The organism is Caballeronia sp. M23-90, assembly GCF_053574605.1.
Genome location: NZ_JBSIPA010000236.1, coordinates 1 through 10,046, shown reverse-complemented (window position 1 = coordinate 10,046; position 10,046 = coordinate 1). Strand labels below are relative to the sequence as shown.

8 protein-coding genes and 1 pseudogene are annotated in these 10,046 nt (G+C 59.8%); 6 read left to right on the top strand and 3 right to left on the bottom strand.

Annotation, left to right across the window (positions count from 1 at the left end; all coding sequences use genetic code 11):
• Positions 1–121: pseudogene (locus ACRXB1_RS21330) on the bottom strand (IS110 family transposase); the annotation flags it as partial.
• 142 nt (positions 122–263) lie between these two features.
• On the opposite strand from ACRXB1_RS21330, the gene ACRXB1_RS21325 reads away from it, so the two are divergent.
• The 5 genes from ACRXB1_RS21325 to ACRXB1_RS21305 all read left to right on the top strand — a co-directional run bounded on the left by ACRXB1_RS21325 (position 264) and on the right by ACRXB1_RS21305 (position 6,844).
• The gene (locus ACRXB1_RS21325; protein ID WP_449493131.1) at positions 264–3,275 is read left to right on the top strand and encodes a Tn3 family transposase; all 3,012 of its coding nucleotides are present in this window, start codon (positions 264–266) and stop codon (positions 3,273–3,275) included.
• Between the two features lie 17 nt (positions 3,276–3,292).
• Positions 3,293–3,649 (top strand): Tn3 family transposase post-transcriptional regulator TnpC, encoded by a 357-nt coding sequence (gene tnpC, locus ACRXB1_RS21320; RefSeq protein ID WP_449493132.1) that lies wholly within the window; start codon positions 3,293–3,295, stop codon positions 3,647–3,649.
• 225 nt (positions 3,650–3,874) lie between these two features.
• On the top strand, positions 3,875–4,459 hold the full coding sequence (locus ACRXB1_RS21315; protein ID WP_449493130.1) for a plasmid pRiA4b ORF-3 family protein: 585 nt from the start codon (positions 3,875–3,877) through the stop codon (positions 4,457–4,459).
• 46 nt (positions 4,460–4,505) lie between these two features.
• A complete protein-coding gene (locus tag ACRXB1_RS21310) occupies positions 4,506–6,212 on the top strand; it encodes a phage integrase family protein (RefSeq protein WP_449493129.1) in 1,707 nt (568 codons plus the stop codon).
• A gap of 173 nt (positions 6,213–6,385) precedes the next feature.
• Positions 6,386–6,844 carry a DUF6398 domain-containing protein gene (locus ACRXB1_RS21305; RefSeq protein WP_449493128.1) on the top strand — a complete coding sequence of 153 codons (459 nt, stop codon included), beginning with the start codon at positions 6,386–6,388 and terminating at the stop codon, positions 6,842–6,844.
• A 150-nt stretch (positions 6,845–6,994) separates the two neighbouring features.
• Here the strand turns inward: ACRXB1_RS21305 and ACRXB1_RS21300 are convergent, their stop codons facing one another.
• Together ACRXB1_RS21300 and ACRXB1_RS21295 are read right to left on the bottom strand one after the other, a co-directional pair.
• Complete coding sequence (locus ACRXB1_RS21300) at positions 6,995–7,585, bottom strand: aminopeptidase P family N-terminal domain-containing protein (protein ID WP_449493127.1); 591 nt, start codon at positions 7,583–7,585, stop codon at positions 6,995–6,997.
• Between the two features lie 20 nt (positions 7,586–7,605).
• A complete protein-coding gene (locus tag ACRXB1_RS21295; protein ID WP_449493126.1) occupies positions 7,606–8,493 on the bottom strand; it encodes a HalD/BesD family halogenase in 888 nt (295 codons plus the stop codon).
• A 117-nt stretch (positions 8,494–8,610) separates the two neighbouring features.
• Between ACRXB1_RS21295 and ACRXB1_RS21290 the strand changes: the two genes are divergently transcribed.
• Positions 8,611–9,504: a LysR substrate-binding domain-containing protein gene (locus ACRXB1_RS21290; protein WP_449493125.1), complete on the top strand. Its 894-nt coding sequence runs from the start codon at positions 8,611–8,613 to the stop codon at positions 9,502–9,504.
• Positions 9,505–10,046 lie beyond the last annotated feature (542 nt).

Sequence of the window (10,046 nt, the reverse complement as noted above, 5' to 3'; positions counted from 1 at the left end):
TGGGAACCGCCACTGGCACAAGTTCGCCCGCCCGATGCAGTCTCGCTAGTAGTAGCGCGTCGCGGCGGTCCGTCTTGATTCTGTCGGCCGGCCGGCGGGCGACGCGCGATGGAGCAACTACTTGGGGTTCAGCCAAGATAAGCGTAAATTCTTATCATAAGCGTTTTGGTTATATAGATCGTCGTAGTTATTCGGATTTTGTGCAGTTGCTGATTTTTTTCTTGCGCTAATCTAGCGAGCCGTCTGCGATCAGGATGACTCGCATGGCTACCATCGAGCGCACCGCGTATCCCCGCTTCCCGAAGCTTTTCCCGACTCACGAACTGCAGGCGTGCTACACGCCATTGCCAGAAGAACTGGACTGGATCCGGCGATCTGCGCGAGGGGAGCGTTCCCGACTGGGCCTGCTGGTGCTGCTGAAGGTCTTCCAGCAGATGCATTATTTCCCGGCTCTCGAGAGTATCCCGGCGGCCGTCGTCGATCACATCCGCACAGCCGCTGGCATCGATGCGGCTGTCGGCCTGTCCTACGATACGCGGTCGTCGGTCACGCTGTTCCGGCATCATGAGGCAATCCGCGGCTATCTGGACATCAGACCATACTACGGTGCCGAGGCCAACGAAATCGCTATCCGTGCCGCCCATGCGGCAGCGGCAACGCTGGATCAGCCCGTCGACATCATCAACGCCACGATCGACGAGCTCATCTCGCAGCAACTCGAACTGCCGGCGTTCTCGACGCTCGACCGGATTGCCGAACAGATTCATGCAAAAACCCAGACGAGCCTGTTCCGCCGAGTGGCGCGACGCCTGAGCGCGGAGCACAAGCGCATGCTCGACGGACTGCTTGAGCGCGAATTCGCCAACCGGCAAACCGCGTACAACGTCATCAAGCGCCATGCGAAGCGCCCTTCGCGAAAACATCTTGACCAGTTAACCGCTCACCTGGCGTGGCTGGATACGCTCGGTGACTTTACCAGTGCGTTATCGGGCATTCCGGCTTCCAAACGCCGCTCCTTGGCCTTGCAGGCGATGAGCCTGGATGCGGCGAATCTCAAGGAAACGTTACCGGAAAGGCGCTACGCACTGATCGCTTCGCTGCTGGGTCATATGCGAATCCGTACACGCGATGATCTTGCAGATATGTTCATCCGGCGTATGGGCGCGATTCACAAGCGCGCGCGGGAGGAGCTTGAACAGATCCAGCATCGCCGGCAGGCGGAGCTGGAATCGCTGGTTGGCCTGCTTGATGGCGTGGTCGACATTCTCGACGAGGACTTCGACGAGAGGATCATCGCACAATCGATCCGCAAATGGCTCGCGCCGACGGGCGACCTCGAACCGCTGCGCGAAAGTTGTGCTGCGGTGCGCGCGCTCAGCGGAGGCAATTACCTGCCGCTGCTGTGGAAACATTTCCGGGCGCACCGTTCGGTGATGATGCGACTCGCACATGCGCTCGAATGGGATTCGACCAGTCAGGCGCGCCGACTGCTGGATGCACTGGACGTCGTCCTCGAGAATGAGGATCGGCGTCGCGAATGGCTCGATGTCGAGGTCGATCTCAGCTTCGCCTCCCCGCGCTGGCACAAGCTCGTCAGGCGCTCGCATGCGGACGGCGCGCCGACCAACCGGCGTTATCTCGAACTGTGCGTGTTCTCGCACATGGCTGACGAATTGCGGGACGGCGACCTGTGCGTTTCAGGCGCCGATGCATTCGGGGACTATCGTGTCCACATGCTGCCGTGGCGTGAGTGTGAAAACCGTTTGCCGGCCTACTGCGAGAAGGTTGGTCTGCCTGGTAACGCAAAGGATTTCGTCGCACATCTGCGGCAGTGGCTCACGGACACGGCGAAGAAGCTCGACGACGACTTCCCGGCAAAACGCGATCACGTCGCAATTGGCCCGGACGGCGAGCCGGTTCTTCGCCGCACGGTGGCCCGGGAAATTCCGGCTAGTGCGATCGCACTGCAGGAGCAGCTGAATGAGCGTCTGAAGACCCGTAACGTACTCGACGTGATGGCGAACATTGAACACTGGACGCATTTTACCCGCCACTTTGGGCCACTCTCCGGGAGCGATCCGAAGATCCGCAAGGCCGCCGAACGGTATCTGCTGACGATCTTCGCGATGGGCTGCAACCTCGGGCCGACCCAGGCTGCCCGACACTTCGACTCTGATGTGACTGCGCACATGATGTCGTTCGTCAACCGCCGGCACATGAGTGTGGACAAACTCGAAACAGCCCAGCGCGAACTGATCGAGATTTACCTGCGTCTCGATCTGCCGAAACACTGGGGTGACGGCAAGACGGTTGCCGCCGACGGTACGCAGTACGATTTTTACGAAAACAACCTGCTCGCCGGGTACCACTATCGCTACCGCAAGATGGGTGCCGTCGCGTACCGGCATGTCGCCGACAATTACATTGCCGTCTTCCGTCACTTCATCCCGCCGGGCATCTGGGAGGCAATCTACGTCATCGAGGGATTGCTGAAGGCCGGCCTTTCGGTGCAGGCCGACACGGTTCACTCTGATACGCAGGGGCAGTCGGCGGCGGTCTTCGCATTCACGTACCTGCTTGGGATCAAGCTGATGCCGCGCATCCGGAACTGGAAAGATCTCAAATTTTTTCGTCCGGAAGACGACACGAAGTACAAACACATCGACAGGCTATTCTCGTCGACAGTCGACTGGGATCTGATCGAGCGGCACTGGCAGGACCTGATGCAGGTTGCCCTGTCGATCCAGGCCGGCACGATCTCCTCGCCGCAACTGTTGCGCCGCCTCGGTTCGGATAGCCGCAGGAACCGTCTGTACCTTGCCGCGCGTGAACTGGGTAATGTTGTTCGCACCGTGTTTCTGCTCGAATGGATCGGCGACCGGGAAATGCGCCAGGAGGTGACGGCGACGACCAACAAGGTCGAGTCGTACAACGGTTTCGCGAAGTGGCTGTCGTTCGGTGGCGACGTGATCGCCGAGAACGAGCCGGAGGAACAACAGAAGCGCCTTCGCTACAATGATCTGGTGGCTTCGGCGGTGATCCTTCAGAACACGGTCGACATGATGCAGGCGCTACGCGAGATGGTCAGTGAAGGCGTATCAATCAGGGCTGAAGACCTTGAATTCCTGAGCCCGTATCCGACGCACAACCTGAAACGCTTTGGCGACTACAAGCTACGCATGGACCGGCCGCTGGAAAGCTGGCTGCGCGATGCGCTGTTTGGTCAGGCAACCCGCGCTGCCGATCGGGAAGACGCGGCGCCCGAGCCCGGATAATCCAGACCTCATTGACCATGCCCATCATGGACACGATAGATACGCCGTACGGCGCAGTCGACGCCGATGCGCTCCACGCCCTGGAAGCCACCTACGATACAACGCGACTGCTTGCCGCCGTTGGCACACTTGATGTTCTGCGCGCTCACCTGTCTGATTCCGGGTTGCTGCGCGATGACCTGTTGCGGCTGCATGGCATGGCTCACAGCATCCTGAACGGAGCCAGCCCGACGGTATCGCATCAGGATGAACCGTTCGTCGATCAGGTGGGCGATGTGATTGACCAGCTGGATGACTGTCTTGCCGGTCTGCAGGCGATCCGTGAGACGCTGCTGCCACTGGAAGCCTTGCGGGGTGACGACGCATCGGAATGACAGCAGGGGTCCCCGCAGGACAAACCGGTCCCGACATCGCGTTACAATCGTGCGCATGATTGATACTATGGAGATAACCTCTCTTATCTCCATAGATTCATCAAGCACATGAACTGGCAATCATGAAAACGCGTCAGTGCCCACCCGTGCGCAAGACGAACAGTGTCCTGCGTTCGTCTAGAATGCCGTCTGGACGGCAACTGTACGCATAACAAGGAGGTGACAGTGGTTAAGAAACAGGCTCAGATATGGGCAATCAAACTCAGTCTGCGGGAGATCAAGCCTGAAATATGGCGTCGGATTGAGGTAGCGTCGACGATTACGCTGGCCGATCTCCATAAGGTTATCCAGGCGGCGATGGGATGGATGGATTCGCACCTGCATGACTTCGATCTGGGTGATGTACGCTACGGCATGGTCCAGGATGACTTCGATGACGGGATGGCGGATGAAACAGGTGTACGGCTCGACACGGTATGTCAGCCTGGAGCCCGGTTTATCTACAACTACGATTTTGGAGATGGCTGGGAGCACTTGGTGGTCATCGAGAAGGCTGTCGCGATTGAGCCGGGGACCCGCTATCCACGCTGCACCGCCGGGCGCAATGCCTGCCCGCCCGAAGACTGTGGGGGACCATGGGGCTATGCCGACATGTTGAAGACGCTGGCTGGCAAGCGAAACGCGGAACGCGCCGAACTCATTGAATGGCTGGGTGGTGAATTCGATCCGCGCGACTTTGATCTGGCGCAGGCCAACCGCATGATCTCCGACTACGTTGACCCATCAGTATCCCTGCTGGCCGGCATTTGATGGGGCATGAATCGAATGCTGCTGTTGCCGCGATGAACAGCCAGTCATGAGCACGCGTCCATCATCGGCCGCCGGCATCCCTCATTCACCGGCGTTTCCGGATGCGGCTTGCCTCGCGGCTTTGCGTGCGTGGTACGCCGGGCTTACGAGCCGTGCGGCGGTTACCCGCTATCTGCCGGATCACAAGGTGGCCGGCCAATCGGCGCGCGGCATTCTGGGCCGCACCCGGCGGCAGTTGATCGCGTTCGCCCGCAGCCGTCAGCGCACCGACCTCGCGGTGTTGTTTGAGCACCCACTTGCCGAACGGCTCGAACGGGCCAAGGCGGTCATGTGCGCGATCGAGGTGCTGCGTGCGGCCCCTGTGCCAGAACCTCAGATCAGCGACGACATTGGTTTGTGGCTGTCTGCGCGCGCCGTTGCCGCGCTGCGCGCACATGGCATCGATACGCTATCCGAGCTGACCGTACGTATTCCACGCCGACGTCGCTGGTGGAGTGCGATTCCCGGTTTGGGGCCTGCCAGTGCGCGGCAGATCGAAGCTTTCTTCGCCGCCCATCCCCCGCTTACCGAGCGGGCGCACGCGCTGATCGTGGTGACCCGGCCCGCCGTTGTCATGCCATGGGAGCGCTTGCATCTACCGCACGAAGTCGATGGATCGCACGGCAGTTTCAGGGCGCCACGCCACACCTGCACGCTCAAGGCGTCGAACGACTACGAAGCGGTGCAGGCCTGGCTATCGCTCCACGAATCGGCGGCGACGCAGCGGGCCTATCGCAAGGAAGCGGAACGCCTGATCCTGTGGGCCATCGTCGAGCGTGGGTGCGCACTGTCGTCGCTCACCACCGACGATGCAATCGCCTATCGCGGCTTCCTGCGGCGACCGGCTCCGCGCGAACGATGGATTGGTCCGTCCCGGCCGCGATCGTCATCCGAATGGCGGCCGTTTGTACGTGGACTGTCGACCCGGTCGACGGCCTACGCGCTGTCGGTGCTCGGCGCGCTATTCCGTTGGCTGATCGCGCAGCGTTATGTGCTCGCCAATCCGTTTGCCGGCATCAAGGTTCGTGGTCACACCCGTGCCGCAACGATGGACGCCTCGAGAGGCTTTGCGGAAGGTGAATGGCTACTGGTACGTACGCTTGCTGATGGCCTTGAGCATGCGAATGGCTGGGAGGTACCGGCAGCACAGCGGTTACGCTTCATGCTCGACTTCGCGTACGCGACGGGTTTGCGCGCGAGTGAACTCGTGGACGCCACGCTTGGCGACATCCAGATCGACGCACACAGCGATCAATGGCTGCATCTGGTCGGTAAAGGCGGCAAGGCCGGCAAGGTGGCGTTGCCGCCGCTCGCGCGCGGCGCACTTGACCGATATCTCATCCAGCGCAGGCTATCGGTCACGCCGGCGCGCTGGAATCCCCAGACGCCGTTGATCGGCAGCCTCGAACAGGACAGCGGGGCAGGCATTACGGGGTCGCGTCTCTGGAGCATCATGAAGCGTTTCTTTGCGCAGGCCGCTGACGTGATTCGGGACGACAATCCAGCTCTTGCTGAAAAGTTACGGCGCGCGAGTCCGCACTGGACCCGCCATACGCATGCAACTCATGCACTTGCCTGCGGCGCGGAGCTGACCACGGTGCGCGACAATCTGCGACACGCGTCTATCGCGATGACGTCGATCTATCTGCATGGCGATGAAGTAAAGCGTGCCCGACAGATCCGCGAGGCATTTGCGGATCGGGCAATACCGTGACACTCGCTCACGCTGTCTGCGTATGGCAAATACGTGGCCATGTGTCGCTATCGAGCGATATCTGCGAACAAGATTGCGCGGAAGAAATTCGCCCCCGTCACCCCTCTTCTTTGTTCATTAAGGGCATGCCTATGTCACCCCCTGATCAACGCGTCCCCGCCGCGATGCAAGCCATGTATGACGAAATCGTCTCACTGACTGACGCCTTCTGCAGGCAGCATCTGACCGACGAATATCGTGACCTCTGCCGTCGCATGGCCGCGGCCCTATGCCGTAAACGCCCGTCGCCGCTCATCAATGGTCCGGCCCGCTCGTGGGCCTGCGGCATTGCCTATGCCGTGGGACGAGTCAATTTCCTGTTCGACAAAAGCCAGAAACCACACATGCGGGCCGATGAGCTGTGCGAGCGTTTCGACCTGAGCCCGAAGACCGGGTCTGCCAGATCGACCGCGATCCTCGCGCTTCTGAAAATCGGGTCGATGGATCCGCGCTGGTCGCGGCCCAGTCAACTGGCTAGAAATCCGATGGCCTGGCTGCTCGATGTAAACGGCTATATCGTCGATGCGCGCCATATGCCGCGCGAGTTTCAGGAGGAAGCGTTCAGGCGCGGACTCATCCCGTTCATTCCGTGACGCCCGGCAGTTGCAAAACCTCCCGACTTATCGATGCCTGCGCTTCGCGCTACTACAGATCGGTGACGCACACGCGGATCCGCCACTGAATCAAACCCGTATAAAGAAATCGATTTCCATAACCTGAAGGCTTATGATAAGAATTTACACTTATCTTGGCTGAACCCCCTCTTCGGCCGCACGCAGCGACGCGCGGATCATCTTGATCTCGTTCGGAACCTTGATGGCGCGCGCACGTTCGAGCGGCTCTTGTGCGTCGAAGACCTGATAGCCGCGCGCCTGCAACGCGAACGCTGCGGCAGACGTTGCGCTCTCGATCGCGATCCGCTTGCCGCCGCCGTTTTGCTTCACGAGGTCATCTATTTCATCGGCCCAGCGCTCGGTGACCTGACGCAGCATGTCGTCGCAGAAGTAGTACGAAATGGCGATGGCGGGACGGATTTCGTCGACGGTATCGAGTCCTTCCGCCAGGAACTCGCAACCCGCGTATTCGAACAGCACGACGTTGCCTTCGGCCGGCACGAATGCATAGCGTGCGGGATTGCGCATTGAGTAGACCTGCATGTTGCGCGAACCCGTGGCGTAACGCATATGCGTAGGATCGAAAAGCACAGCAGCGGTAAGGTCGCGTTTCTTCAGTTCACGACGCACGGCAGCAAGACGGTCGCGTTGAATCTGGCTGATTTCAGCGGCGGTCGGCTCGCAGTCTTCAGGACGATGAGTGGGGCGAATGATCGACATGGGGGGAGTTTTTGTAAGAGTTAATCGACGAGGCTATCGGCGCGTACGAGCCGCTGTTCCGCTTCCAGATGCGCTTCGGACACCCGGCCATAAAGTTGCCGCGTGCGTTCCAGCCGTCCTACCACGCCGGGTTTCTGCGAGTACGCGAAGATGGCGGTGTGACGTTCCGTATCTCCTTCGACGCGCGTGACGCGATGCAGGGAAAAACGCCCTTTGAAGAGTTGCAAATCGCCTGGACGTAACGTGATGATCTGGATCTCGTCACGCGTATCGCCCCGCACGACGCGGCCGACGCCGTCGTAGTTCTCACCCTGCGGCGTGCGGATGTTCGGGCAGTACTCGAAGTCGCCGCCGGCAGCGGGCTGCTGCGTCATCATCGAAACAATGAATTCGTTCGTGTCGTAATGCCACGGCTGTTCGGTGCCCGCAGGCATCACGTTCTGCACGAGGCCCGCATAGGGATCGGCGTACTCCCAGACGCGGTCTTCGCCAAGGCACGCGGCCACGAACCGCTTCATCGCCTGAGCAACGTATATGCGATGCACGATCGCATCCGCCGGAATCAGGTCACGCGTGACGAAGCCGCTCGTGCGGTCCATGAAAATGCGGCGGGGGTCGGACAGGGGAAGTGCCGGGTCATCGGCGGTGAAATACGCGTTGACCTTGCGCGTCGAAAAGTAGGTCTTTGCGGCGAGCGCACGGCCTTCTGTGCGGGCGCGTTCGAGCGCCTCGGGGCGCAGGAAGTCATGCAGCACTGCGCTGCCGGTTTCGGCAAGCTGCTCGCGACACGCGGCTACGAGCTGGCGCAAGCCGGGGCTGGAAGGCTCATGCAACGGATAGCGTTCGGTGTTGACAATATCGCTGAGATCCAGGCATTCAGCATCGGCGAGTGAAGCGGAGAGAACCAAGGCAGACTCCAAATCGATATATTGGCGAGTGGATTTACGGGTCGACTTCAACAACAATCTGCGAACGACGGCCCGATCTTTTGGCGGCCAATTTCTTTTGGAAAGCGAGTATTTCCGATGGATTCCATCAGCGAACCCGATTGGTCGAAGATCGCTTCACTCGACGCCGAGCTGGTGCGGGCATTCGTCGTCGTGGCGGAGAGCGGCGGTTTTACTGCCGCCGCGCGCCAGCTCCACCGCACGCAATCGACCATCAGCCTGCGAATCCGGACGCTCGAGGAGCGGCTCGGCGCGCATCTGTTCATGCGCAACAGCAGGCACTTCGCGCTTTCAAGCGATGGTGAAAATTTCCTGATTCATGCGCGACGGATCCTGCAAGTGCAAAACGAGGCCATTGCGGCGCTCACGCGCGGAAGTCGAGGCAACGTGATCCGTTTCGGATTGCCCGAAGATTACGCAGAACTGTGGCTGCCGGATTTGCTGAAAGCGTTTTATGCGCTGCGCCCGGGTGCACGGCCGCATATTCATTGCCGGACATCGCTTGAGTTGCTCGAACGGCTGGGCGCAGGCGAGCTTGATCTTGCGCTCGTCGTACGGCACGGCGAGCGTGCAGGTGGCAAGCCGCTCGCAAGGCAGGAACTGGTGTGGGCTGCGCATCGCGATTTTGCGTTGCCCCCGGATGCACCCATCCCGCTCGCGTTATTCGATGAAAGTTGCACGTATCGGCAACGTGGATTGCAGGCGCTGACCGCAATGGGACGCGAGTATCAGCTGGTTTATACGAGCCAGAGTCCGACGGGGATTCGCATCGCGGTGAACCACGGCGCGGCGGTGACGATCATTGATCGCCGCACATTGCCCGATTGCTGGCGGGCACTTGGTGAAGCCGACGAGCTGCCAGTGTTGCCGCCCGCGGAACTTGAATTGCACGTGGCTCCAACCATGCGCAACGAGGCGACGCGCGATCTCGGCACGTTAATAGAAACCCTTGTTTCAGAGCATAGCCGATGACGCTATCGAAGAAAAAAGCAATCCTGTTATAGGGTGTTCGCATCGTAGCTGTTGAGCTGAAAGCTAATGTCAATATGTATCTAAGTGCAGTGCTATCTTCAAAAGCGTCGCCGAACGCGCTTGCTAAACTCCCATCACTCGTGTGCCGTTACTGACACTACGTTTTGATAGCCAGCTTGCGACGATTCAGTGCGCGACTTACGCTGGAAAAAGCGCAAGTGGAAACGGCAGGTCTGGCACAACACGGCGTTCACTTTAATACGAAGCCTGCTCGAACTGGCTGCAATGTATATTTGGTTTAACACTGAACCAGGCAATCGGCTACCGCACGAAGCAAGCCGCTATTCACATCGCTCAAGCGCTTATAAGACCACATTATTAGGATTATGACGTCTACGGCTTGCTCTAGGGAAGCCCTTATGTGGACGCCTCCCGGATTGCAAACAGTTTTGCGTTGTTGACTGGCAGGTTAAGGCAGCACGCTTATGTCCGGCCCGTTTGTGCAGGCCGGTATCTGCCTGCTGGCCCTAATGGAATTCGCT